We start from the raw sequence: 24,698 nt of genomic DNA on the forward strand, positions 1-24,698 counted from the left end.
CGCCGCCTTGGCCACGCTGGTCGTCCTCGAACGGCGCGCTCGATGCGCGGCCTTGCTTCGTTAGACACCGGCGGTGCTGAAGGTTGCGCTTCCAAAGGCGGTTTATTGTTCGTGAACGCTGTAACCTTGACCCGCCCCGCCGCGAACTGATCCTCGACGGTCAACAGGGACGCGCGCCATGACACGAACGACGATGCGGAAGACGGCCTGGGCCAGCCTGGCGGCCGGCGGCGTCCTGGCGGCGGCCGTCGGGGCCTGGGCCCTGTCGGCCCCGGGGGCGGCCGCCGGCGGCTCGGCCCAACGCCCGGTGGTGCTGGAGCTGTTCCAGAGCCAGGGCTGTTCGTCCTGCCCGCCGGCCAACGCCAATCTCAACGCCGTCGCCGACCGGCCCGATGTCCTGGCGCTCAGCTTCGGGGTCACCTATTGGGACCAGCTGGGCTGGAAGGACACCTTCGCCAAGCCGGCCTTCACCGACCGGCAGAAGGCCTATGCCCGCGGCCTGGGCGCCCAGTTGGGCACGCCGCAGATGGTGGTCGAGGGCCGCGAAGACCTGATCGGCGTGAACGCCCGCGAGCTTGACGCCGCCCTGCGCCGCGCCCGGCCGGCCGTGGACGCCAGCGTCGCCCTGTCGCGCGGCCGGGTCGAGATCGGAGCGGGCCAAGCGCCCAAGGCCGGCGCCGATGTCTGGCTGGTGCGCTACGATCCGCGCGTCCAGCAAGTGGCCATCCAGCGCGGCGAGAACAACGGCAAGACCCTGCCCCACCGCGACGTGGTCCGTGAACTGACCCGGCTGGGCGGCTGGAACGGCGCGCCCGTCGCGTTCGCCACCCTGCCGCCCGCGGATCCGGCCCTGCGCACGGCGGTGCTGGTCCAGGCCAAGAACGGCGGCCCGATCCTGGCGGCGGCGCGGCTCTAGTTCAGAAGCGTGACGGACGCCGAAACCGGCATCCACTTTCGGCTGTCACGCTCTAGCCGCCGTAACGCTTCTTCACGTCGTCGGTCAGGACGTTGCAGAGCTTCATCTGGTCCTTGAGGAAGGCCTTGTCGACCTCGCCGGCCTTATGGAATCGCGGGATCAGGGTCGAGGCGAACTGGAAGCGCGCCTTGACCACCTCCTCGCGCTTGACCTGGCCGACCAGCACCAAGGTGTCGAGCGCGTCGTTCAGCGAGGGCGTGTAGAGCGTCTTTTCCGGGATGAAGAGCGGCTTGTAGAGAATGCCCCCGCCTGGCGCGATGATCGTGCCGGCCTCCAGGTCGGGATTCGACAGGAAGAACCGGGTCATGTCGCAGGCGGCCAGGGCGTCCGCCCATCCCTGCGCCTTGTTGATGTCCAGCGACGCGAACACCGACGGCTCGGCGGCGTGGCCGGGCGCGGCCACGAGCAGGGCGGCGAACGAAGCGGCGGCGGCGAGAATCTGGCGAACCCTGTTCATGCGACAACCTTAGGAACCTTCGCCGGACTTAGACAAGGGGCGAGCTTGACCACACAGCGAGCCTCCTGCTGACACCTACTGTCAGCAGCTGGAGCAAGCACGCACCCGCGACATTTGTTCGCATCTTGTTCTTGTGTTAATTCCCGTCCCGCGCCCTACATATAGCCGTCGCGCCGCGGCTCCCCCCACGGCCCCCACGCGTTCCGGAAAACATGGCTGAACAACTGAACTTCATCCGCGTGCGCGGCGCGCGGGAGCACAATCTCAAGAACGTCAGCGTCGACATCCCGCGGGGAGAGCTCGTCGTGCTGACCGGCTTGTCGGGCTCGGGCAAGAGCTCGCTGGCCTTCGACACCATCTACGCCGAGGGGCAGCGCCGCTATGTCGAGAGCCTCTCGGCCTACGCCCGCCAGTTCCTGGAGCTGATGAGCAAGCCGGACGTCGACCTGATCGAGGGCCTGTCGCCGGCCATCTCGATCGAGCAGAAGACCACCTCGCGCAACCCGCGCTCGACGGTGGGCACGGTCACCGAGATCCACGACTACATGCGCCTGCTGTGGGCGCGGGTCGGCGTTCCCTATTCGCCGGCCACCGGCCTGCCGATCGAGAGCCAGACCATCAGCCAGATGGTCGACAAGATCACCGCCCTGCCCGAAGGCACCCGTCTCTACCTGCTGGCCCCGGTCGTCCGCGACCGCAAGGGCGAATATCGGAAAGAGATCGCCGAGTGGCAGAAGGCCGGCTTCCAGCGGCTGAAGATCGACGGCGAGTTCTATCCGATCGAGGACGCCCCGGTTCTCGACAAGAAGTTCAAGCACGACATCGACGTGGTCGTGGACCGCATCGTCACCAAGCCGGGCATGGAGCAGCGTCTGGCCGACTCGATGGAGCAGGCCCTGCGCCTGGCCGACGGCCTGGCCGTGGCCGAGTGGGCCAATGTCGAGGAGGGCGAGAAGGAGCCGCGCCGGCTGCTGTTCTCCGAACGCTTCGCTTGCCCGGTCAGCGGCTTCACGATCGCCGAGATCGAGCCGCGGCTGTTCTCGTTCAACAACCCGGCGGGCGCCTGCCCGGCCTGCGACGGCCTGGGGGCCAAGCTGGCCTTCGACGCCGACCTGGTCATTCCCGACAAGGACAAGAGCCTGCACAAGGGCGCCGTCTCGCCCTGGGCGAAAGGGCCTTCGCCGCTCTACACCCAGACCCTGCAGGCCCTGGCCCGCCACTACGGCTTCTCGATGGACGAGCCCTGGCACAAGCTGCCGGAAAGCGCCCGCCAGATCGTGCTGCAAGGCTCCAAGGGCGAGAAGATCAAGTTCGTCTACGACGACAACGCCCGCAAATACGAGGTGGCCAAGCCCTTCGAGGGCGTGCTGCCGAACCTCGAGCGCCGCTGGCGCGAGACCGACTCCAGCTGGGTGCGCGAGGAGCTGGGCCGCTACCAGTCCGACACCCCCTGCGAGGTCTGCCACGGCAAGCGCCTGAAGCCCGAAGCCCTGGCCGTGAAGATCGCCGGCATGGACATCTCGGCCGTCTCGATGCTGGCCATCCGTCCGGCCAAGGACTGGTTCGCCGGCTTGGAAGCCCAGCTCTCCGACAAGCAGATGGAGATCGCCCGGCGGATCCTGAAGGAGATCAACGACCGCCTGCGGTTCCTGGTCGACGTCGGGCTCGACTATCTCAACCTGTCGCGCGGCTCGGGCACCCTGTCGGGCGGCGAGAGCCAGCGCATCCGCCTGGCCAGCCAGATCGGCTCGGGCCTGACCGGCGTGCTCTACGTGCTGGACGAGCCGTCGATCGGCCTGCACCAGCGCGACAACACCCGGCTGCTGCAGTCGCTGCAGGGCCTGCGCGACCTCGGCAATTCGGTGCTGGTCGTCGAGCACGACGAAGAGGCCATCCTCACCGCTGACTATGTGATCGACATGGGCCCGGCGGCGGGCGTGCACGGCGGCGAGATCGTCGCCGAGGGCAAGCCGGCCGATATCATGGCCAATCCCGACAGCATCACCGGCCAGTACCTGACCGGCGTCCGCGAGATCGAGGTGCCCGAACAGCGCCGGCCGATCAACAAGAAGAAGATGCTGCGGGTCGTCGGGGCCAGGGGCAACAATCTGAAGGACGTCACCGGCGAGATCCCGGTCGGCGCCTTCACCTGCATCACCGGCGTGTCGGGCGGCGGCAAGTCGACCTTCACGATCGAGACCCTGTACAAGGCCGCCGCGCGCCGCCTGAACAACGCCAGCGACGCCCCGGCCTCGCACGAGCGGATCGAGGGGCTGGAGAACTTCGACAAGGTCATCGACATCGACCAGTCGCCGATCGGCCGGACCCCGCGCTCGAACCCGGCCACCTACACCGGCGCCTTCGGCCCGATCCGCGACTGGTTCGCCCAGCTGCCGGAAAGCAAGGCGCGCGGCTACGGCCCCGGCCGCTTCAGCTTCAACGTCAAGGGCGGCCGCTGCGAGGCCTGCCAGGGCGACGGCCTGATCAAGATCGAGATGCACTTCCTGCCCGACGTCTACGTCACCTGCGACGTCTGCCGGGGCCAACGCTACAACCGCGAGACCCTCGACATCCTGTTCAAGGGCAAGACCATCGCCGACGTGCTGGACATGACGGTGGAAGAGGCCGCCGACTTCTTCAAGGCCGTGCCGCCGATCCGCGACAAGATGGAGACGCTCAAGCGCGTGGGCCTCAGCTACATCAAGGTCGGTCAGCAGGCCACGACCCTGTCGGGCGGCGAGGCCCAGCGCGTGAAGCTGTCCAAGGAGCTGTCCAAGCGCGCCACCGGCCGCACGCTTTACATCCTCGACGAGCCGACCACCGGCCTGCACTTCGAGGACACCAAGAAGCTCTTGGAAGTGCTGCACGAGTTGGTCGACCAGGGCAACACCGTGGTCGTCATCGAGCATAACCTGGACGTCGTGAAGACCGCCGACTGGCTGGTGGACTTCGGTCCCGAAGGCGGCGACGGCGGCGGCGAGATCGTCGCCGTGGGCTCGCCCCAGGACGTGGCCAAGGTCGAGGCCAGCTGGACCGGCCGCTATCTGAAGGACGTCCTGGCCCGCCACGAGGAGCGGCGGCTGGAACGGGTCGCGGCCCTGAAGGCGGCCAAGCGGGCCTAGGGCTCGGCGGCGATCCGGTCAACCGGGTCGCCCGCCAGCTCGCGGCAGGCATGGGCCAGCGGGGCGACCTGGATCGCCGTCGCCAGGGCGTTGGTGACGCCCGACATCAGCCGGAGCGGCAGCTGGCCGAGCGGGAACGCGGCCTCTAGGGCTTCTGAGAGGGACGGAGAGCCCAGCAGGCCTGGCGGTCGGTTGGCCTGCAGCAGGTTGGCGACCACGTCGCGCGCGAACTGGCTGAACACACTGATCAAGCCGGCTATGACCATGACCGTGACCAGGATCCCGGCCAGCTGAAGATGGCGCCCCCGGGTCAGGGCGACGGACTCGCGCACCGTCAGACGCCGTCGGGCGATGGTCAGCGGCGCGGCGAGGGCGAGCCGGGCGCCCAGGATCGCCAGCATGACCATGGTCCCGGTCATGCCCAGGGCGCCGAACGAGCGCGGGCCCAGCCCCAGGAATCCGATGGCCAAGCCGATCAGGATTCCCGTGACCAAAATCCCGATCACCTGCACCGGAGCCGCGAGCAACAGCAGTCGAGGCTCATCGCCTCCGAACCGCGGCCAGGCGGCGCCGCGGTCGCCCGGGCGGATCACCGCGCGCATCACCGCCGCCCCGACGATGGCGAAGGCCAGCAGATCGACGACCGCCGCGAAGATCCCGGTCGCGACCGCCAGGCGTCCGACACTTCCCCCGGCCGCGACGCCCTGCGCGAAAGCCAGTTTGGATCCCCTGACCGCCAGGCTTTCCACGGTGAATAACAGAGCCCAGCAAGCCGCCGCCGCCGGCCTACGGGCGACGAGCCGGAAACCGAACAGGACAGCGTCGCGCCAGGGCAGGGTCTTGGATGTCATGGCCCGCCCCTAGCTGAACACTTCGGCCTGGTTTTCCGGGCGGGTTTCGGCGATGTCGCGATAGACGGCGGCGGCGGGCGCGTAGGTCACGGCGGTCAGCACGCCGCCGACCGCCCCGCCGAACACCAGATAGGCGATGCGGGCGGGGCTGAAATAGGCCGCCAGGGTGGTCATGTCGGGCTGGAAGACCTCGCTCGCGGCCCGGCTGAAGTCGCCGCCGGCGAAGGCTACGCTGACGCCGAAATAGAGCGTCGTCATCACCAGGTAGATCGGGATCATCAGCGCCACGGCCAAACCATAGGCGCCCAGCAGCGGCCAGAACCGTCCCTTGGTCAGGCGCCACGACTCGAACACCCGCAGCCGGCGCTCGGCGAAGGTCATCACCCCGGCCAGGGACAGGCGGACCGCGAAATAGACCAGGCCGATCAGGACGAGCAGATAGCCCAGCAGCGTCACCAGGACCACGCCGGCCGTCGCGCCGACCGACTCGCCGTGGCCAAAGCCGCTCCCGGCCGCGATCGCGACGCCGACGATGGCCACCGGAATGAACAGCGCCATGGACAGCACGGCGAACAACAGGCCCATGATCACCGACAGCAGGATCAGCCGCAGTTCATCGCCGCCGAACCGCAGCCGGGTCAGGGGCGCCTCGGTCGGTCGCAGGATCGCGCGGTAGACGGCCGCCCCCATGACCGAGGCGATCAGGATCGTGCCGACGATCGCCACGCCCTCGCCGATCAGCAGCCCGACCATCAAATCGGGAGACATCGTCCCGGTTTTCGACGCGCTCATGAAACGGCCGAAGCCCGACTGGATCATCGCCGCTGTCAGCGCCATCCCGGCGACCAGGTTGAAGACCGCCCAGATCGCGATCGTCCTAGGCTCGCGCCGGATCAGGCGGAAGCCCGCGAACGCGGCTTCCGTCACCTTGAATTGCATTTTTGAACACCCCCGATACTGGCGCGCATCCTCGCGTCGCGCTTGGCGGATGGCAAGGTTCGGCGCCGAGGCCGGCGATCCGCCTAGTCGAACACCGCGGCCTGATCGGCGACGGGGTCCCCGATTAGGTGCTGGCGGATCAGCGCCGCCGGCGCCGCCTGAAGGATCACGGCAAGACCGACCAGAAGCCCCTGCAGCAGAACGTGGACCAGCACGATAGACCGGACCACCGCCGTCAGCGCGACCGCCAGGGAAGGGTCGTAGATCAGGGACGCATCCAGCCCCAGCGCCGCGATCGCCATGACCAGCAGGAAACTGCCCAGGCCCCCAACCAGCCCGGCCATCAGCAGGGTGACCAGGAAGACGCCGAAGATCTTCCACTGCCGTTCCCGGGTCAGCCGCCAGGACGCCATGAACCGCAACCGACCGTCCTGAACGGTCATGGGCCCGGCCAACGACAGGCGGCTGGCCAAGGCGAGAACCAGGATCACGCCGAGCGCCAGGGCGGCGAACATGACAACGTCCTTCCAGATCCCGTTCGTCTCGACCACCGCCGTGACACCCCCGCCAAGGCCGACCGCCAGAAGGACGACGCCCAAGGCGACGAAGGCGAGCAGCGACAGGATGAACAGCCGGACCTCGTCGCCGCCGAACCTCGCCCTTCCGCCCCGCGAGACGGCCGCCGCGATCACCGACAGCACCAGCAGAAACGCCAGCATGTCGACCAGGGTCGTCGCCGTGTTGGCCGCCACGAGCGAACTGGGTTGAGAAAGGGCGGCCACCGCGAAGTGGCTGGAGACCACCGCCGTCACCCGTCCGGCGAGGGTGGCCGCCGCGCCGACCAGCGCCAAGGCGAGGGTCGCCAACGGGCGTCGACGCAGCAGATCCCAGCCCGCCAGGACCGCCCGGCCGAACGCGAAGTCCCTCATCCGCCGCGCCTAGCCGAAGGTCTCGGTGACGTCGCGCCCCTTCAGTTGGGCGTAGATGGTCGGGGCCGGGGCGAAGACGATCAGCGACAGCAGGATCGAGGTCAGACCCGACAGCAGCGACCGGACCACGCCGGCCACCGAGAGCAGGTCCTTCAGAGTGGCGGCCTCGTTACGCAAGGCGTCGCCCGCCGCCGCCAGGCCGCCGCCCATGGCCGTACTGGCGATCGCGCCGACGGCGGCGATCATCACGAACAGCAGCAGATAGACCACCACCGCCAGGACCATGGCGATCAGATAGGTCCCGAACAGCGGCCAGAACCGGCCCTTGGTCAGGGTCCACGACGCGCCCAGGTCGATGCGGCGCGTATCGAAGGCCAGGGTGTTGACGAACGACAGGCGCACCGACAGGAAGACCAGCCCCGCCAGCAAGCCGGCGAAGGCCGTCACGCCAAGCAGCACGCCAAGCGCCGCGCCGCCAATGGCGGCGCCGAGCCCGCCCAGGATCACCGCCGCCACGCCGCCGATCAGATAGGCGCCGAACAACACCACATAGAGCAGCAGTTGCGCCGCGGCCTGGCGCAGTTCGTCCGCCCCCAGCCGCAGATAGGCCCCGGCGCTGTCCTGCGGCCGCAGGACGACGCGGTTGACCGCGGCCGTCAGGATCGCGTTGGTCACCAGCACATAGAGCGCCGAGCCCAGGAACAGGGGCCACATGCCGCGCATCGCCGCCAGGGTGGTCTGCGGATCCGGTTCGCCTTCCAGAGCCTCGGCCAGGCCGGTCAGCTTGTCGCCGAAGGTCGACACCGCGACGATGGCGACGATGAATGACAGGATCGCCATGAGGCCGGCCCAGATGGCCACCGTCTTCGGTTTTTCGCGCGCCACCCGAAAGCCGGCCAGCGCCGCGTCCGTGGCCGAAAACTGATCCATCGCCATGCCCCGTTCAATCTCGACCACGCCTAACAAGGTTCGCGGCCGCGCGACAGTCCCCGCCGAAGGATTGGTCGGCTGGAATGTTTGCCCTGTGCAAACGCTCCGGCCAATTCTAACGTTCGTTTGAACCGGTCGGAACAGGCCGCGAGCGGAGGATCCCATGAAGCTCTACGGCGAAGCCAATCCGGCCCCCAATCCGCGCCGGGTGCGCATTTTCGCGGCCGAAAAGGGGCTGGAGCTTCCCGAGATCCGTATCGGCATGCGCCAGGGCGGCCACAAGACGCCCGAGCACAAGGCCCGCAACTCCCTAGGCCAGGTCCCGGTGCTGGAGCTGGACGACGGCGAGATGATCAGCGAGAGCGTCGCCATCTGCCGCTATCTGGAGGCCCTGCATCCGACGCCGCCGATGTTCGGGACCTGCGCCCTGTCGCAGGCGCGCACCGAGATGTGGGTGCGGCGGATCGAGTTCCAGATCCTGATCCCGGTCGGCATGTACTGGCGCCACGCCCACCCGCTGACCGCGTCGCTGCTGGTCCAGAACCGCGAGTTCGGCGAATCCAACAAGCCGGTCGCCGCCAAGGCCATGGGCTGGCTGGACCGCGAGCTGGCCGACGACCGCGAATGGATCGCCGGCGACGCCTACGGCATGGCCGACATCGTGGCCCTGACGACGATCGACTTCGCCGGCTTCATCGGCCTGGACGTCCCCGAAGACGCCGAGCGGTTGAAGGCCTGGCGCGAGCGGGCGAGCGCGCGGCCAAGCGCGAGCGCCTAGAGCGCGACCACATTCAAGCGCCGTGCATGGTCCTCGTCCTTCGACAAGCTCAGGATGAGGACCATTGTGGAGGCGGCGGCATTGGAAAACCTCATCCTGAGCTTGTCGAAGGACGAGGTTTTCGCTTCCTAAGCCGTCGCCGGCGCCAGCTCGCTTTCGTGCAGGTCGTAATAGGCCCGGGCCGGGGCGGCGGTCAGGATCACCATCTGCACCGTGAAGAAGAACGGCGCCAGCAGCAGGTTGGCGAAGCCTGTCAGGGCCAGCATCACCAGGTTCGTCGCCCCGCCCGACAGGCTGAGGATCAGGCCCGCCACGATGGTCTGGGCCACGCTGACCAGGAAGGTGATCACGAAGGCCAGGGCGTACATGCCCAGCAGGTGCCAGAAGTGGTGGTCGGTCAGGGTCCAGGTCCGCCGCAGGTCCAGCTTGCCCTCGGCGAAGGTGGTGATCGACAGCAGCGACAGGCGGATGCCGGCCCAGATCGACAGGCCGGCCACGGCGATGGCCCCTAGCACCTCGACCCAGCGATTGGTCTCGACCGCGCCCAGGCTGATCAGGCCCGCGCCGATCAGCACCAGCACGGCGCTGGGCAGGGCCGTGACGACCAGGGCCACGACCCAGCCGACCAGGGCGACGACGAACTGCCGCGCCTCCTCGGGGCCGACCCGCAGATAGGCCAGGCGCCGTTCCTGCGGCCGCACCACCGCCCGCATGATCGCCACGCTGATCACCGACTGCAGGGCGACGGCGAAGGCGATCAACGGCAGCAGCGTCCCCTTGCGGCGGGCGACGATGTCGATCAGCTCGCGCAAGTCGTTGGTCCGCGACAGCAGCGCCAGGTCGGCCCGCACCGTGCCGCCGAACGCGAAGGCGACCACCAGCCCCAGCGCGACCAGCATGGCGAAATAGCAGGCGGCCCAGGCCAGCACGACCAGCGGCTTGCGGCGCGTCATGCGGACGCCTTCGAGAGCGGCTTGGACGGGCGAGAAGGTGGTCATGTCCGGAGGGTTCCAGGGGGCGGGGCGGGCTGCAGCCGATAGACGTCGACCAGGGCCGCGGCCCAGACCGGGATAAGGTAGAAGAAGACCAGCGCGACGCTGACCAGCTCGGGGATCAGCGCGCCTTCCGAGAAGCCGGCGATCGCCCGCAGATAGCCGATGACGACCACCAGGATCACGGCCGGCGCGGCCAGGACCGCCCCGGCCGCCGCCAGGACCAGAACCACCCCGCGCGTGCGCCCAAAGGCGCTGAGCACCTGGATCCTGTCCAGGTCGATCGTGGCGGCCGGCGCCAGGGACAGACGCAGGAACAGCCAGAGCATGATCACCATCGACAGCAGCGGCGGCAGGCCGGCGACCAGGGCGCCGGGGCCGTCCAGCGCGCCGCGCCAGGCGTCCACCGAGGTGATGTCCAGGCCCGGCGCGTTGCTCTTGGCCACGCCCACCACCACCGCCCCGACCAGCACCGCCAGCACCGCCATGACGACGGTCAGAATGAGGGTGACCAGGGCCTGGACGGCCAGCAGCCGCCACTCCTGGACGCCCCAACGCAAGCCCTTCCAGCCGGCGGGGCCGCCGAACGCGGCGCGGTACAGGGCGCCATAGGCCAGGGTCGTGGCGGCCAGTTCGAGCGGCAGGCCGAGGAAGGCCAGGCTGGGCGGCAGGACGCGCGGCGCCAGGCCGAGCGTCGCGCCCACGACGAGCGCGGCCCAGCAGGTCCGCACCCCTGGCGTCCACCCCGCCATTCCGGCGCGAACGGTTCGCCCGATCGCCGCCGATCCCTCGCCCATGTAGCCCTCACTCGTCCGTCGCCGCGCGAACCCCTCAATCCCAAGAGTCATAAGCGGTTCACCCCCCGCTTGGCGACGAGTCGCGACGGGTGTCACGCTGAATTTCGCGGGACGTGGCCGTGGCGCCGCGTGGACGATCAGGACGCCTTGGCGCCGGAGGCCGCCAGCTCCTGATAGGCCTTGGCCCAGGGCGCGCAGATCAGGGCCATGGCGAACGCGGCCAGGAACGACAGCACCACCGCCCCGATCGCCGCGATCTTCCAGAACGCGTGCAGCCAGGCTTGCGGCGGCTGGTCGCGCAGGGCCTCGACCATGGCCGCGATCCCGCTCCAGGATCCGAAGACCGCCACCCCGACGACCGCATAGACCACCAGCTCCAGCGCCATCAGGATCAGCGCCAGCAACACGGCCATGCCCAGCAGCCGGCCGCTCTGGCCGCGCGTGAAGGTCCAGGATTCGAACAGCAGGAACTTGCCCTCGGCGAAGCTCATCGGCCCGGCCATCGACAGGCGCAGGACGCCCCAGAGCAGGACCCCGATCGCCGCCAGGATCACCAGGCCGATCAGCAGGCCGGCGACCAGCTTGCCGCCGTCTCCCGCCGCCGAACCGGCCATGTAGACGATCATGCCGAGGATGAAGCCGATAATCAGCACGGCGAAATAGGCCATCATGAACAGTACGGTCTGGACCAGGGTCACCAGGGCCAGCCACAGCTCCGACTTGCCCAAGCGCAGATAGGCCCAGCGCTTCTGGTCGGGCTGTAGCACCGCGCGGAACACAGCCCCGGCCACCACCGCCTTGATCGCCGTCCCGCCCACCAGGCTGATCGCGTTCAGGCCCATCATGCTGGTCTGCAACTGCATCATCCGCGCGAACATGGCAGGGTCGGCCGCCGGCGAGGAGGTCGAGGCCGGATCGGGCATCGCTTTGAAGATCTCGATGAACTGCGGGATCAGCATCCACATCAGGCCCATCATCGGCCCGATCAGGGTCACCAGCATCACCAGCCCCCAGGCCAGCACCGCCAGCGGCGCGCGGGCGATCACACCGAAACCGGCCGTTGCCGCGCCCGAAACCGAAAACCTCGCCATCGCCGCCCCCCGACGCGCTCCACGTTAGGTCCCAGCCTACACACAGGTTTCGCCGCGTGGCCAGCAGGGGTATGAGGGCGCCCATGAGCACTCCCCCTAATTCCGCCCGTCCCGTTCACGTCATCGGCGGCGGCCTGGCCGGGTCCGAGGCCGCCTGGCAGATCGCCCAGGCCGGCGTCCCGGTCATTCTTCACGAGATGCGTCCTGTGCGCGGTACGGACGCCCACCAGACCGACGGCCTGGCCGAGATGGTCTGCTCCAACTCTTTCCGGTCGGACGACTGGCAGTTCAACGCCGTGGGCCTGCTGCACGCCGAGATGCGCAAGCTGGACTCGCTGATCATGTCGGCCGCCGACCAGCATCAGGTCCCGGCCGGCGGCGCCCTGGCCGTCGACCGCGACGGCTTCTCGGCCGAGGTCACGCGCCGCATCGAGGCCCATCCGCTGATCACCATCGCCCGCGAGGAGGTGGCCGGCCTGCCACCGGAAGACTGGGACAGCGTGGTGGTGGCCACCGGCCCCCTCACCTCGCCCGCCCTGGCCGACGCGATCCTCGATCTCAGCGGCGAGGGCCAGCTCAGCTTCTTCGACGCCATCGCCCCGATCATCCACGTCGAGTCGATCGACATGGACATCGCCTGGCGCCAGTCGCGCTACGACAAGGAAGGCCCCGGCGGCGACGCGGCCGCCTATATCAACTGCCCGATGAACAAGGCCGAATACGAGGCCTTCATCGACGCCCTGCTCGAGGGCCCCAAGGCCGAGTTCAAGGACTGGGAGCACGTGCCCTATTTCGACGGCTGCCTGCCGATCGAGGTGATGGCCGAGCGCGGCCGCGAGACCCTGCGCCACGGCCCGATGAAGCCGGTCGGCCTGACCAATCCGCGCGACCCGCTGGTCAAGGCCCACGCCATCGTCCAACTGCGCCAGGACAACGCCCTGGGCACGCTGTGGAACATGGTCGGCTTCCAGACCAAGCTGAAGCATGGCGCCCAGGCCGAGGTGTTCCGGATGATCCCTGGCCTGGCGAACGCCCAGTTCGCCCGCCTGGGCGGGCTGCACCGCAACACCTTCATCAACAGCCCGCGCCTGCTGGACCGGTCCCTGCGGATGAAGGTCGCCCCGCGTCTGCGCTTCGCCGGCCAGATGACCGGGGTCGAGGGCTATGTCGAGAGCGCCGCCACCGGCCTGCTGGCCGGCCGCTTCGCCGCCGCCGAGCGCCTGGGCAAGACGCTGGACGCTCCGCCGCCGACCACCGCGCTCGGAGCCCTGGTCGACCATGTCACCGGCGGCCACATCGAGGGAGCCGAAGTCGGCAAGACCTCATTCCAGCCAATGAACATCAACTACGGCCTGCTGCCGCCGATGGAGACCCCCAAGATCGGCGACGACGGGGTCAAGATTCCGCTGAAGGAACGCGGTCGCGCCAAGAAGCGGTTGATGAGCGTGCGCGCCCTGGCGGACCTGGACGGGTGGATGGCCGGCTGACGCCGGCCGTCCAGGGTCGTTCTATTTGCCCCAGCGCTTGAGGAGCTCGCTCTTCCCGCCCGAGGTCCTGCCGGCATAGACGCTGACGCGATCGATGTTCGACGTCACGAAGCACTGGTTGTCCGACAGGAAGTTGAGCTTGTCGCCGGTGACGTTCTCGGCCGAGAGCAAGCCGCGGAACTTGCCGCAGATCAGCGGACCGCCGTTGGCCAGGGGGACGACCTCGCCCTCCACGACGACGACCATGCCGTCGACCGCCTGCCTGACGCCGATCGGATCCATGTTGACCCGCGAGATCATCAGCGGCTTGAAGCCCGAGGGCAGGCCCGCCGCGTCCGTCTGCGGATAGGGCGTGGCCAGGCCGTAGCTGACGCCGAGCGAGCGGATCCCGGCTTCGCTGGCCACGCCGACGGCGCCCATCCCAGCGCCGCCCGGCACGACCCGCTTCTCGAAATTGGTCTGAACCTTGCGTTCCTCGACGTGGAAATAGGTCGTCTGGAGGTCCGGCAGCACCGACAGCCCCTGCTCGTCGAATTGGTCGTAGTTCTGCGACGAAATCTGGCCCAGGCCGACGGTGACCTCCAGCTCGCGCTTTTTGCGATCGTAGCGCCAGCGGGCCGGGCTCTTGTAGGTCTTCAGGTTCTGGCGATCGCCGTAGACCACCGGCAGAATAATCTTGAACCGCCGCCCCGCGAGGGCCTGACCATGATCGTCCGGTGTCTCGCGCGCCTCCTGGATGGCCGTGGTCAGGCCCGCGTTGTCCAGAACCTGCGGGGCCGCCCCCGCGAGAAGTAGAGAAACGGCCAAGATGGAAACGATCATTGCATCTCTCCAGATTTACCTGAGGTTGTCCCCCTTGCCGCATGCCGGTCAAGACCTCGCGTAACGCGGCCCCCCCGCCGATCCCCGCGTTGAGCGACATGTCCGCGCGAGCAGATGATGGCCCTCTCGCGTGACCAGGTCCCATAGCCTTGCTCCGGCGCCGGCCGGAGATGTCTGACGCTAGGGCGTGAGTTCGGGCGGCGGGCGAATGCGGCGGTAGCGCGCCTCGACCAGGCCGAACAGCCCGAAGGCGATCAGACCTGTCGCGACCAGGCCCAGAGCCCAGCTTCCGAAGGGCTGGCGTTCGACCGCCTGCAGCGCGCCGCCCCAGCCGCGGGCCTCGGCGGCCCGAGCCTGCAGCCCCGCCAACACCAGGAAGACGCCCAGCGGCAGGCTGGCCAGGCCCCGCGCCCCGTAGCCGACCTTGGCCAGGGGCACGACCCGCCGACAAATCCTGTCGTCGCAGTCCAGCCGCTTGCTGAAATCCTGGACGAGGCCCTGGATGACGTTGCCGATCCCGAACGCCACGACCGCCAGGCCGGCGGCGATCAGCAAGGTGTCGCCGTAGGGCAGGTCCAAAACAGCGCCGGCGGTGTGATGGACGGTCTGCTCCTCGTCGACCTCCCGGACATCCTCCAGCTCGTCCAACAGCTCGAAGGCCGACAGCGCCAGTCCACCGTAGATCAGGCCGCTGACCGCCTGGCCGATCCGCACCGCCCAGGCCTTGGGCGAGCGCCCATGCCGGTCGGCGTCGAACACCGCCTGCAGAAACCGCCAGGCCGCGAAGCCCGCCAGGCCGACGCCGATCCCGCCGATCAGCGCCCAGCCCAGCGGCCACTCGGCCCAGGCGCGCAGCATGCCCTTGGCGCCCTTGGCGCGCGGCGTCAGGTCCAGCGCGGCCAGCAGGACGATGGACCCCAGGCCCAGATAGACCAGCCCCCGCGCCGCGTAGCCGAGGCGCGAGGCCAGCTCGATCGCCTTGGCGACGGTCGTTCGCTGGACGCGCTTGACGAGTTTGCGCGGCGGGGCGATCGGTGATGTCGACATGGTTCGTGCCCGGACAGCCCAACTCTGGTGACCAACGGCGGGCTCGGCGCTGGCGTTCCCCGACCTCGTCGAGGGTCAGCCCTGTCATTCGCTAAGTAAGTGATTTATGACTTAGCTTCAGGCGCCGGCCGTTCGGTCTGGCGCTGGTCGAGGCAGATGCGCGGGAAGCCGTACCGCGTCGCCGATCATCGCGCGCTTTGCGGCTCGCCGATGTTAGGCAAAGCATGTCACGGATGGCGTGTACGGCAAAGGGGAGCCCGGCAGGGTGGCGGAAGCCTACGAGATCGGTGTTCGGGCCAAGACCCGCTGCGACCTGATGGGCGTGGAGCCCTACAGCGAGGTCGACGGCATGCTGGTGCGCCGTTTCCTCACGCCGGCCCACGATGAAGCGCTCAAGACCCTGGCCTTCTGGATGGAAGAGGCCGGCATGACCGCCCGCCGCGACCACGCCGGCAATCTGGTCGGCCGCTACGAGGGCGAGACGCCGAACGCCCCGGCCCTGCTGATCGGCTCGCACATCGACAGCGTCCGCAACGGCGGACGGTATGACGGCGCTCTGGGCGTGATGCTGGGGGTCGACGTGGTCGAGGCCCTGGCCCGCGCCGGCCGCCGCCTGCCCTTCGCGGTCGAGGTGATCGCGTTCGGCGACGAGGAAGGCTCGCGCTTCCCCGCCTCGATGACCTGCAGCCGCGCCGTGGCCGGGACCGTCAAGCCCAGTGTCATGGAGATGACCGACGGTGACGGCGTCAGCCTGGCCGAGGCTTTCGCGGCCTTCGCCCTGGACCCCACCCGCCTGGAGGAAGCCGCGCGCAAGCCGGGCGAGATCTTCGCCTTCCTGGAGGCCCATATCGAACAGGGCCCGGTGCTCGAGGCCGAGGGCCTGGCCCTGGGCGTGGTCACCGCCATCGCCGCCCAGAAGCGGCTGATGGTGCGGTTCACCGGCACGGCCGGCCACGCCGGCACCACGCCGATGAACCTGCGCAAGGATCCAGGCCCCGCCGCCGCCGAGGCGATCCTGGCGTTGGAGCGGATCTGCTCGGGAGGTCAGGACGGCCTGGTCGGCACCGTGGGCCGGATCACCGCCCTGCCCGGCGCCTTCAACGTCATTCCCGGGGCGGTCGACTATTCGATGGACGTCCGGGCCGAGGTCGCCGCCACCCGCGACGCCGCCGTCGAGGCCGTCACCGCCGAGATCCAGGCCATCGCCGCCCGGCGCGGTCTGGAGGTCTCGATCACCCTGATGCAGGACCTGGCCGCCAGCCCCTGCGATCCGGGCCTGACCGCCCTGCTGGAGAAGGCCGTCGCCGCGACGGGCCAGGCCCCGCGCCGCCTGCCCAGCGGGGCCGGCCACGACGCCATGGTCATCGCCGACCTCTGCCCCACCGCCATGCTGTTCATCCGCTGCGAGGGCGGGATCAGCCACAATCCGCGCGAGGCCGTGACCGAGGCCGACTGCGCCCTGGCGGCGAAGGTTATGCTGGATTTCGTCGAGCGGCTGGCGGCGCAAAACCCTCGTCCTTCGACAAGCTCAGGATGAGGGTTTTGAATGCGATCGCAGCCTGATCCACGACGTTCCCGTAGCCCTCATCCTGAGCTTGTCAAAGGACGAGGGCGGCCCCTCGACCGCCCTATGAAGACCACCGCATGACCCAGACTTTCGGCGAACTCGACCACCCCGCCCGCCTGCTGATGGGCCCCGGCCCGATCAACGTGCACCCCCGCGTGCTGCGGGCCATGTCGGTGCAGCTGCTGGGCCAGTTCGACCCGGAGTTCACCGGCTACATGAACGAGACCATGGCTCTGTACCGCCAGGTGTTCCAGACCCAGAACCGATGGACGTTCCTGATCGACGGCACCTCGCGCGCCGCGATCGAAGCGGCCCTGGTGTCGGTGCTGGCGCCGGGCGACGACGTGGTGGTGGTCAACGCCGGGCGCTTCGGCCTGCTGCTGTCGGAGATCGCCGAGCGCTGCGACGCCAAGGTCACCCTGGTCGAGGGCGAGTGGGGCAAGGTCGTCGATCCGCAGGCGGTGGAGGACGTGGTCAAGCGCGTGCGCCCGCGCCTGGTGGCCTGCGTGCACGGCGACACCTCCACCACCATGGCCCAGCCCATCGAGGCGATCGGCGAGATCTGCCGGCGTCATGACGCCCTGCTCTATGTCGACGCCACGGCGACGATCGGCGGCATGAGCGTGCCGGTCGACGCCTGGCAGGCCGACATCGTCACCGGCGGCCTGCAGAAGTGCCTGGGCGGTCCCTCGGGCTCGGGCCCGATCACGATCTCCGACCGCGCCGCCGCGCACATCAACGGCCGCAAGCACGTCGAGGCCGGCATCGCCACGGCGGGCGTCGTCAGCGGCGCCGGCCGCCGCATCGCCTCCAACTATTTCGACCTGGCGATGATCATGGACTATTGGTCCGACAAGCGCCTGAACCACCACACCGAGGCCGCCTCGATGCTGTACGCGGCCCGCGAATGCGCCCGGGTGGTGCTGGAGGAAGGACTGGAGGCCCGCTTCGCCCGCCACGCCCAGGCTGGGGCGGCGGTTGTCGCCGGGGTCGAGGCGATGGGCCTGAGCGTCTACGGCGACAAGGCCCACAAGATGACCAATGTCACCGCCGTGCTGATCCCGCCCGGCGTCGATGGCGACCGGGTGCGCTCGCGCATGCGCACCGACTTCGAGATCGAGATCGGCACGGCGTTCGGACCGCTGGCGGGCAAGGTCTGGCGGATCGGGGCCATGGGCGTGAACGCGAAGAAGCACGCGGTGCTGACCACGCTGGCGGCGCTGGAGGCGGTGCTGCGCGGCGAGGGCTACGGCTTCACGGCCGGGGCCGGGGTGGACGCGGCGCTGGGGGTGTTCGCATGAGCGACTACCCCCGCGACCTGATCGGCTACGGCGAGAACCCGCCCCACGCCCGGTGGCCCAACGGCGCCCGCGTGGCGGTGCAGTTTGTCCTGAACTACGAGGAAGGCGCCGAGCGCAGCGTGCTGCACGGCGACCCGCAGGCCGAGCACTTCCTGTCGGAGATGGTCGGCGCCCAGCCGATCCCCGACGCCCGGCACATGTCGATGGAGAGCCTCTACGAATACGGTTCGCGGGCCGGCTTCTGGCGCATCCGACGATTGTTCGAGGAATTCGGCCTGCCGCTGACCGTCTTTGGCGTGGCCCAGGCCATGGCGCGCAACCCTGACGCCGTCGAGGCCATGCTCAAGTCCGGCTGGGAGATCGCCACCCACGGCTATCGCTGGATCGACTACCAGCACTTCCCCGAGGCGCTGGAGCGCGAGCACATCGCCCAGGCCATCGAGATCCACGAGGCCCTGACCGGCGAGCGGCCGCTGGGCTGGTACCAGGGCCGCACCAGTCCCAACACCGCCCGGCTGATCGCCCAGGAAGGCGGCTTCGTCTACGACGCCGACAGCTACGCCGACGACCTGCCCTATTGGGACGACCAGCACGGCCGGCCGCAGTTGATCGCGCCCTACACCCTGGACGCCAACGACATGCGCTTCGCCGCGCCCCAGGGCTTCAACAGCGGCGACCAGTTCTTCGCCTATCTGCGCGACAGCTTCGACGCCCTCTATCTGGAGGGCGAGACCGCCCCGAAGATGATGAGCGTCGGCCTGCACTGCCGGATCGTCGGCAAGCCGGGCCGGATCATGGCCCTGCGGCGCTTCCTCAACCACATCACCGCCCGCGACAAGGTCTGGGTCGCCAAGCGCATCGACATCGCGCGGCACTGGATCGCGACCCACCCTTACAAGGCAGCGAACAAATGAGCGCCCCGCCCCTGACCCTGTCCGACCTGAACCGGATGAACCGCACCGGTTTCGCCACCACCCTGGGCTTCGCGTTCGAGCTGTCGCCGTGGGTGGTGCAGCGCGCCTATGACGCCGCGCCGTTCGACAGCGTCGAGGCCCTGCATGCCGCGACCATGACCGTTCTGGAGGCCGCCTCGGAGGACCAGCGCCTGGCCCTGATCCGCGCCCACCCGGAACTGGCCAGCAAGGCGGCGATCGACAAGACGTTGACCGCCGAGAGCAACGCCGAACAGGCCAGCGCGGGCCTGGACCGCCTGACCCAGGAAGAGTTCGACCGCTTCCACGCCCTGAACGCCGCCTATCGCGAGCGTTTCGGCTTTCCGTTCATCGTCGCGGTGCGGCTGAACGACAAGACCTCGATCCTGGCCGCCATGCAGGCGCGCCTGGAGAACGACAAGGCCGCCGAGGTCGCCGAAGCGATCAGGCAGATCGGCCTGATCTCGAAACTTCGACTGCAAGACGCGGTCACCGGCTGAGATGGACTACGACGTCACCACCTGGCTGAACCTTTCCCTGCGCTGGCTGCACGTGATCGCCGGCGTCGCCTGGATCGGCGCCTCGTTCTACTTCGTCTGGCTGGACAACAATCTGCGCGCTCCCGTTCCCGAAAAGGACGGCGTGAAGGGCGAGCTGTGGGCCGTGCACGGCGGCGGCTTCTACCATTCGCAGAAGTACATGACGGCCCCGGCCCACATGCCCGACCATCTGCACTGGTTCAAATGGGAGGCCTACACCACCTGGCTGTCGGGTTTCGCCCTGCTGATCGTGCTCTACTACGTCGGCGCGCCGGTCTATCTGATCGACGCCTCCAAGCATGCGTTCAGCCAGGCCGGCGCCGTCGCCACGGGCCTGGCCTTCATCCTGGGCGGCCTAGTCGTCTACGAGGGTTTGTGCCGCTCGCCGCTGGGCCAGAGACCGCGCCTGTTCGGCGTCGTCTGGTTCCTAGCCCTGACGGCCGCGACCTGGGCCCTGACCCAGCTCTTCACCGACCGCGGAGCCTTCATCCACGTCGGCGCGATCATCGGCACGTGCATGGTCGGCAACGTGTTCCTGATCATCATCCCCAACCAGCGCAAGATCGTCGCCGACATGCTGGCCGGACGTCCCGTCGATCCGCGCCTGGGCGCGATGGGCAAGCAGCGCTCGGTCCACAACACCCACATGACTCTCCCGGTCATCTTCATCATGATCAGCAACCACTATCCGGTGGTGACGGGCCATCACCTGGCCTGGCTGCTGCTGGCGATGATCAGCCTGGGCGGGGTGTCGATCCGCTACTTCTTCATTCTGCGCCACCACGGGATCATCAGGCCGGGCTTCATCTTCGCCGGGGTGATGATGGTGTTCTTCGTCAGCGTGATCGCCAGCCAGAAGCCCAAGGCCGAAACGGTCTCGGACGTGCCTTTCCCCGTCGCCCAGGCGATCGTCGAAAAGCACTGCGTGGCCTGTCACGGCGCCGTTCCGACCCACAAGGGCTTCACCGCCCCGCCCAACGGCGCGGCCTTCGACACGCCGGCGGGCATGGCGCGTTATGCGGGCAAGATCCGCGAACGCGCGGTGGACTCGACCAGCATGCCCCTTGGAAACGAGACTCATATTACCGATCACGAGCGGGCCCAGTTGGGCGCCTGGATCGAGGCAGGAGCAAAGACGCAGTGACCACCTTGGCAGAGACGCCTTCGGCCGCACCGACCGACGACGCCGCTCCGGCGCCCCGCAAGCGCAACGCCGAGCGGACGCGCAAGGCGATCCTGACCGCGGCGCTGCGGGAGTTCTCCCAGGCGGGCTACGCCGGCGCGCGGATCGAGAAGATCGTCAAGGCCGCCAAGTGCAATATCCGCATGCTCTACCACTACTTCGGCGACAAGAAGGGCCTGTACCTGGCGGTGCTGGAGGCCGCCTACGAGGACCTGCGCGGCCGCGAGGCCGAGCTGGAGATCGACTTCGACCGGCCGCTGGAAGGCTTTCTCGCGCTGCAGCGGTTCACCTTCGAGTATTTCGAGAAGAACCCGCGCATCGACGGCCTGCTGCGCAACGAGAACCTGATCCAGGGCAAGTTCGTCTCCCAGTCGCGCAAGGTCACCGAGACCGCGTTCCCGCTGCGCCGGACCATCGAGCGGCTGATCGACAGCGGCCAGAAGCAGGGGATCTTCCGCGACGGCTTGGACTGGGCCCAGATCTACGTGACCATCGCGGCCATGAGCCGGTTCCACCTGGCCAACGGCTATTCGCTGTCGGTGACGCTGGACACCGACATGAGCAAGCCGGAGTGGCGGCGGGCGCGGCTGACGCATGCGCTGGAGCTGCTGGAAGGCTATCTGCGGAAGTAGGGGCCCAAGTCCTCCCCCTGTGGGGGAGGTGGTCGCGTAGCGACCGGAGGGGGGAGTTTTCCGGCGGTCGATCCGGGATGCGGCCGCCGCCCAAACTCCCCTCCCCGTCGGCTTCGCCGACACCCCTCCCACAGGGAGGGGGCTAGAACAGAACCCCCTTCTCCAGCATCCCATGCACCCCCTTCTCGCCGTTGACCGTCTGGGTCACGCGGAAGTCCACCGCCAGCGAACAGAACTGGTAAGCCTGCACCCGGCTCAGCGACGAGCGCGAGACGATCAGGTCGATCATTCCCCGCAGGGCCTGTTTCATCGCCAGGTCCAGGTCCTCGTTGAAGCCCAGCGTCAGGTAGTGGGTCGGGCTCTCGGCGCTCGGCCAGGTGCGGACCCCGACGTGGGCGGCCTTGTGCAGCACGAAGGTGAAGGTCCCGGTCAGGCCCATTTCCAGGGCGTTGACGCAAACCTCGCCGTCGCCCTGGCGGCCATGGCCGTCGCCGGCGCTGAAGTTCGCGCCCGGAACCCAGACCGGCAGGAACAGGGTCGAGCCCGCGACCAGCTCCTTGCAGTCCATGTTGCCGCCGTGCTCGCGCGGCTCGCGGCTGGACAGGCGGCCGTAGCGGGCCGGTGGGGCGACGCCGGTGGTGCCGAAGAACGGCCGCAGCGGCAGGGTCGGCCCCCAGGCCGGCTTGCAGGTTCCCGCCGCGGCGTCGACGGCGATGTGGCTGACATAGCGCTCGGGAAACTCGTCCGGCAGGGTCCCGGCCAACGGCCGGACAGCGCAATAGCCCCAAGTGTTGTTGGGCTCGATGGCCTCGATCCGCACCTCCAGGGTGTCGCCCGGCTCCGCGCCGGCGATCGCCACCGGGCCGGTCAGGATGTGCGGCCCGATGCGCTCGAGCCGGGCGTCGTGGATCGCCCGCAGGGCGGGCGGGATGGCCAGTCCCGCGTCCGGGCCCGGCATGACCTCGGGGCCGCCAGACACGCAGTCGATCACCACGGTGTCGCCGGGCGCGACCGTCAGCACCGGGTCGAAGGCGGCGTCGAAGATCCCGAAGCGCACCGTGTCCGGGGCCGAGGCCAGGTGATGCCGCATGAAGTAAGCCCTCTATTACCAGGGCTCAGTTGGCGCGCGGCGGCCGCCCCACCCTAGTCTCGACCGCCGCGCGGCGGGGCGAAGCGCGCCGGCGCCCATCCGACGGGCAGAGCGGCCGCCGGGATGGCGCGGACGTGGGCGTCGGCGCGTTCGAGGCCTATGGTGCTGGCGGCGACCGCACATCCCGGTTATGAAGAAATTTCTTACTTGTGGAGCTCGTCCGCATGGCGACCGATCCGGCGCTCGCAGCGTTCCTGGCCCTCGACGACGACACGGTCGCCGCCTATGCGGACGCCCGGGCCGAAGCGCTGGGCCTGGCCCTGCCGCCGGAGACCCGGGCCGGCGTTGTCGAGAACCTGGCCCTGCTGCGCCGCCAGGCCGCGACGTTCATGGCCGCCCTCGACGACACCGCCCCGCCGGCGCCCGAAGTGTTCGAGCCATGAGCGCCGCCGATTTCCGCTCGGCCCTGGCGGTCGTCGGCGACATCCAGCGCGGCAAGACCACCGCCCGTTCCGAAACCGAAGCCGCGCTCGCCCGCGCGAAGAGCGACCCGTTCAACGCCTACACCGCCGTCTTCGCCGAGCGCGCCCTGGTTCAGGCCGAGGCCATCGACGCCGACCTCGCCGCCGACCGTCCGGTCGGTCCGCTGGCCGGCGTCCCCTTCGCCGTGAAGAACCTGTTCGACGTCGAGGGCGTGACCACCATCGCCGGGTCCAGGATCCGCCGCGACGCGCCCCCCGCCGCCCACGACGCCACCGCCGTCCAGCGCCTGACCGCCGCCGGGGCGGTGCTGATCGGCGCGCTGAACATGGACGAGTTCGCCTACGGCTTCGTCACCGAGAACGCCCACGACGGTCCGACCCGCAATCCGCACGACCCGACCCGCATCGCCGGCGGCTCATCCGGCGGTTCAGCCGCGGCGGTCGGCGGCGGCCTGGTCCCCCTGGCCCTGGGCTCGGACACCAACGGCTCGATCCGCATCCCAGCCAGCCTGTGCGGGGTGTTCGGTCTGAAGCCCACCCTGGGCCGCCTGTCGCGCCAGGGCGCCTTTCCCTTTGTCGAGAGCCTGGACCATGTGGGGCCGTTCGCCCGCTCGGTCGCCGACCTGGCCCTCGCCTACGACCTGATGCAGGGCCCGGATCCCTTGGATCCGCTCTGCCGTCGGCCCGTCGAACCAGCCGCCCCTCGCCTGCAAGCCATCGCCGACGGTCCTCTCCGCGTCGGCGTGCTGGGCGGCTGGTTCGCGCAGGGCGCCTTTCCCGAGGTGTTGGAGGCGCTGGAGATCGTCGCCGACGCCCTGCAGGCTAGGCGCGGCGTCGAACTGCCTGGCGCCGAGCTGGCCCGCGCCGCCGCCTTCTGTCTGACCCCGATCGAAGCCGCCCATCTGCACTGGCCCGACCTGAAGACCCGGCCCCTGGACTACGATCCCGCCGTCCGCGACCGTCTGCTGGCCGGCGCGCTGACGCCTGACGCCGTCGCCGAAGCGGCCCGCCGCTATCGCCCGGTGTTCCGAGACGCCGTGCGCGGCGTGTTCGAGGATTTCGACGTGCTGCTGGCCCCGGCCTCGGTCTGCCCCGCGCCGGGCATCGGCCAGACGACCATGGAGATGGACGGCCAGCAGGTATCGGTGCGCAAGAACCTCGGCGCCTACACCCAGCCCATCAGCTACGTCGGCCTGCCGGTTGTCGCCGCGCCGGTCAACCGGCCAGGCAAGCCGCCGATCGGGGTGCAGATCATCGCCCCGGCCTGGCGCGAGGACCTGGCCCTGGCCGCCGCCCTGCGCCTGGAGCGGGCCGGCCTCGTCGCCGCCCACAGGCCTCCGGAGGCGCATGCATGATCGTCAACGAACCCGACGTGCTGGCCGAGGTGACCGCCGCGGTCGACGCCTACGAGACCGCGCTGATGACCAATGACGTCGAGGCGCTGGACGGCTTCTTCCGCGACGCGCCCGAAACCGTGCGCTACGGCGTGGCCGAGAACCTCTATGGATTCGAGGCGATCGCGGCCTTTCGAATCGGCCGCTCGGGCGGCTCGCCGCCGAGGTCGCGCCTAAGGACGGAAATCACCACGTTTGGGCGGGATTTCGCGATCGCCAACGTCGAATTCCTCCGCGAAGGGGCAAAACGTCCCGGCCGCCAAAGCCAGGTTTGGATCCGCACCGAAACCGGTTGGAAAGTCGTCTCGGCCCACGTCTCGTTCCTGCAGGACGGCGCCGATCAACGCCTTGCGCCGTAAG

At 69.2% G+C, this 24,698-nt stretch carries 24 protein-coding genes; 13 read left to right on the forward strand and 11 right to left on the reverse strand.

The genetic code is table 11. The features are described 5' to 3' along the window. The first annotated feature begins 178 nt into the window (after positions 1 to 178). Positions 179 to 916, forward strand: coding sequence for a DUF1223 domain-containing protein (locus tag ASD21_RS05670; RefSeq protein WP_056438027.1), 738 nt, complete (start codon positions 179 to 181; stop codon positions 914 to 916). Positions 917 to 968: 52 nt separating this feature from the next. On the opposite strand, the gene ASD21_RS05675 is transcribed toward ASD21_RS05670, so the two are convergent. Continuing rightward, the gene (locus ASD21_RS05675) at positions 969 to 1,433 is read right to left on the reverse strand and encodes a hypothetical protein (protein WP_056438030.1); all 465 of its coding nucleotides are present in this window, start codon (positions 1,431 to 1,433) and stop codon (positions 969 to 971) included. A gap of 212 nt (positions 1,434 to 1,645) precedes the next feature. On the opposite strand from ASD21_RS05675, the gene uvrA reads away from it, so the two are divergent. Further along, positions 1,646 to 4,555, forward strand: coding sequence for an excinuclease ABC subunit UvrA (gene uvrA, locus ASD21_RS05680; protein WP_056438033.1), 2,910 nt, complete (start codon positions 1,646 to 1,648; stop codon positions 4,553 to 4,555). Here the strand turns inward: uvrA and ASD21_RS05685 are convergent. The 4 genes from ASD21_RS05685 to ASD21_RS05700 all read right to left on the reverse strand — a co-directional run bounded on the left by ASD21_RS05685 (position 4,552) and on the right by ASD21_RS05700 (position 8,204). Further along, positions 4,552 to 5,406 (reverse strand): hypothetical protein, encoded by an 855-nt coding sequence (locus tag ASD21_RS05685; protein ID WP_056438035.1) that lies wholly within the window; start codon positions 5,404 to 5,406, stop codon positions 4,552 to 4,554. The two genes, uvrA and ASD21_RS05685, sit on opposite strands and share 4 nt — an antisense overlap. A 9-nt stretch (positions 5,407 to 5,415) precedes the next feature. Further along, positions 5,416 to 6,345: a hypothetical protein gene (locus ASD21_RS05690; protein WP_056438037.1), complete on the reverse strand. Its 930-nt coding sequence runs from the start codon at positions 6,343 to 6,345 to the stop codon at positions 5,416 to 5,418. Between the two features lie 83 nt (positions 6,346 to 6,428). Continuing rightward, positions 6,429 to 7,274 (reverse strand): hypothetical protein, encoded by an 846-nt coding sequence (locus tag ASD21_RS05695; protein ID WP_056438040.1) that lies wholly within the window; start codon positions 7,272 to 7,274, stop codon positions 6,429 to 6,431. 9 nt (positions 7,275 to 7,283) lie between these two features. After that, the gene (locus tag ASD21_RS05700) at positions 7,284 to 8,204 is read right to left on the reverse strand and encodes a hypothetical protein (RefSeq protein WP_156398300.1); all 921 of its coding nucleotides are present in this window, start codon (positions 8,202 to 8,204) and stop codon (positions 7,284 to 7,286) included. Positions 8,205 to 8,367: 163 nt separating this feature from the next. Between ASD21_RS05700 and ASD21_RS05705 the strand changes: the two genes are divergently transcribed. Then, positions 8,368 to 8,982 carry a glutathione S-transferase family protein gene (locus ASD21_RS05705; protein ID WP_056438046.1) on the forward strand — a complete coding sequence of 205 codons (615 nt, stop codon included), beginning with the start codon at positions 8,368 to 8,370 and terminating at the stop codon, positions 8,980 to 8,982. Between the two features lie 128 nt (positions 8,983 to 9,110). Here ASD21_RS05705 and ASD21_RS05710 read toward each other — a convergent pair whose 3' ends face one another. From ASD21_RS05710 to ASD21_RS05720, 3 genes are all read right to left on the reverse strand, one after another. Next, positions 9,111 to 9,980, reverse strand: coding sequence for a hypothetical protein (locus ASD21_RS05710; RefSeq protein ID WP_056438049.1), 870 nt, complete (start codon positions 9,978 to 9,980; stop codon positions 9,111 to 9,113). Further along, positions 9,977 to 10,705, reverse strand: coding sequence for a hypothetical protein (locus ASD21_RS05715; RefSeq protein WP_235523773.1), 729 nt, complete (start codon positions 10,703 to 10,705; stop codon positions 9,977 to 9,979). The genes ASD21_RS05710 and ASD21_RS05715 overlap by 4 nt, the downstream gene beginning before the upstream one ends. Before the next feature lie 203 nt (positions 10,706 to 10,908). Beyond that, the gene (locus ASD21_RS05720) at positions 10,909 to 11,862 is read right to left on the reverse strand and encodes a hypothetical protein (RefSeq protein ID WP_056438055.1); all 954 of its coding nucleotides are present in this window, start codon (positions 11,860 to 11,862) and stop codon (positions 10,909 to 10,911) included. 83 nt (positions 11,863 to 11,945) lie between these two features. Between ASD21_RS05720 and trmFO the strand changes: the two genes are divergently transcribed. After that, a complete protein-coding gene (gene trmFO / locus ASD21_RS05725; protein WP_056438057.1) occupies positions 11,946 to 13,349 on the forward strand; it encodes a methylenetetrahydrofolate--tRNA-(uracil(54)-C(5))-methyltransferase (FADH(2)-oxidizing) TrmFO in 1,404 nt (467 codons plus the stop codon). A 21-nt stretch (positions 13,350 to 13,370) separates the two neighbouring features. Here the strand turns inward: trmFO and ASD21_RS05730 are convergent, their stop codons facing one another. Together ASD21_RS05730 and ASD21_RS05735 are read right to left on the reverse strand one after the other, a co-directional pair. After that, on the reverse strand, positions 13,371 to 14,171 hold the full coding sequence (locus ASD21_RS05730) for a hypothetical protein (protein WP_056438062.1): 801 nt from the start codon (positions 14,169 to 14,171) through the stop codon (positions 13,371 to 13,373). Positions 14,172 to 14,351: 180 nt separating this feature from the next. Beyond that, positions 14,352 to 15,218, reverse strand: a complete 867-nt coding sequence (locus tag ASD21_RS05735) for a DUF1206 domain-containing protein (protein WP_082554646.1) — start codon at positions 15,216 to 15,218, stop codon at positions 14,352 to 14,354. A gap of 316 nt (positions 15,219 to 15,534) precedes the next feature. On the opposite strand from ASD21_RS05735, the gene ASD21_RS05740 reads away from it, so the two are divergent. The 6 genes from ASD21_RS05740 (at position 15,535) to ASD21_RS05765 (ending at position 21,372) form a co-directional block, all read left to right on the forward strand. Further along, positions 15,535 to 16,755 (forward strand): allantoate amidohydrolase, encoded by a 1,221-nt coding sequence (locus tag ASD21_RS05740; protein WP_442856949.1) that lies wholly within the window; start codon positions 15,535 to 15,537, stop codon positions 16,753 to 16,755. A gap of 107 nt (positions 16,756 to 16,862) precedes the next feature. Then, positions 16,863 to 18,086, forward strand: coding sequence for a pyridoxal-phosphate-dependent aminotransferase family protein (locus tag ASD21_RS05745; protein WP_056438067.1), 1,224 nt, complete (start codon positions 16,863 to 16,865; stop codon positions 18,084 to 18,086). Then, complete coding sequence (puuE, locus tag ASD21_RS05750; RefSeq protein ID WP_056438070.1) at positions 18,083 to 19,000, forward strand: allantoinase PuuE; 918 nt, start codon at positions 18,083 to 18,085, stop codon at positions 18,998 to 19,000. Before ASD21_RS05745 ends, puuE begins: the two co-directional genes overlap by 4 nt. Continuing rightward, positions 18,997 to 19,518: a 2-oxo-4-hydroxy-4-carboxy-5-ureidoimidazoline decarboxylase gene (gene uraD / locus ASD21_RS05755; protein WP_056438073.1), complete on the forward strand. Its 522-nt coding sequence runs from the start codon at positions 18,997 to 18,999 to the stop codon at positions 19,516 to 19,518. The genes puuE and uraD overlap by 4 nt, the downstream gene beginning before the upstream one ends. A 1-nt stretch (position 19,519) precedes the next feature. Then, positions 19,520 to 20,701, forward strand: coding sequence for a urate hydroxylase PuuD (locus tag ASD21_RS05760; RefSeq protein ID WP_056438077.1), 1,182 nt, complete (start codon positions 19,520 to 19,522; stop codon positions 20,699 to 20,701). After that, the gene (locus tag ASD21_RS05765; RefSeq protein ID WP_156390597.1) at positions 20,698 to 21,372 is read left to right on the forward strand and encodes a TetR/AcrR family transcriptional regulator; all 675 of its coding nucleotides are present in this window, start codon (positions 20,698 to 20,700) and stop codon (positions 21,370 to 21,372) included. Before ASD21_RS05760 ends, ASD21_RS05765 begins: the two co-directional genes overlap by 4 nt. A 142-nt stretch (positions 21,373 to 21,514) precedes the next feature. Here ASD21_RS05765 and ASD21_RS05770 read toward each other — a convergent pair whose 3' ends face one another. Further along, on the reverse strand, positions 21,515 to 22,462 hold the full coding sequence (locus ASD21_RS05770; RefSeq protein WP_056438080.1) for an acetamidase/formamidase family protein: 948 nt from the start codon (positions 22,460 to 22,462) through the stop codon (positions 21,515 to 21,517). A 224-nt stretch (positions 22,463 to 22,686) separates the two neighbouring features. Here ASD21_RS05770 and ASD21_RS05775 point away from each other — a divergent pair, with 224 nt between their 5' ends. The 3 genes from ASD21_RS05775 to hpxZ are packed head-to-tail and all read left to right on the forward strand — an operon-like array spanning position 22,687 to position 24,697. Then, complete coding sequence (locus tag ASD21_RS05775) at positions 22,687 to 22,905, forward strand: AtzG-like protein (RefSeq protein WP_056438082.1); 219 nt, start codon at positions 22,687 to 22,689, stop codon at positions 22,903 to 22,905. Further along, positions 22,902 to 24,299: an AtzE family amidohydrolase gene (locus tag ASD21_RS05780; protein ID WP_056438085.1), complete on the forward strand. Its 1,398-nt coding sequence runs from the start codon at positions 22,902 to 22,904 to the stop codon at positions 24,297 to 24,299. Before ASD21_RS05775 ends, ASD21_RS05780 begins: the two co-directional genes overlap by 4 nt. Further along, positions 24,296 to 24,697: an oxalurate catabolism protein HpxZ gene (gene hpxZ, locus ASD21_RS05785; protein WP_056438087.1), complete on the forward strand. Its 402-nt coding sequence runs from the start codon at positions 24,296 to 24,298 to the stop codon at positions 24,695 to 24,697. The genes ASD21_RS05780 and hpxZ overlap by 4 nt, the downstream gene beginning before the upstream one ends. The last annotated feature ends 1 nt before the right edge of the window (position 24,698 follow it).

It is taken from the genome of Caulobacter sp. Root1455 (genome assembly GCF_001426905.1).
GTDB lineage: Bacteria > Pseudomonadota > Alphaproteobacteria > Caulobacterales > Caulobacteraceae > Caulobacter.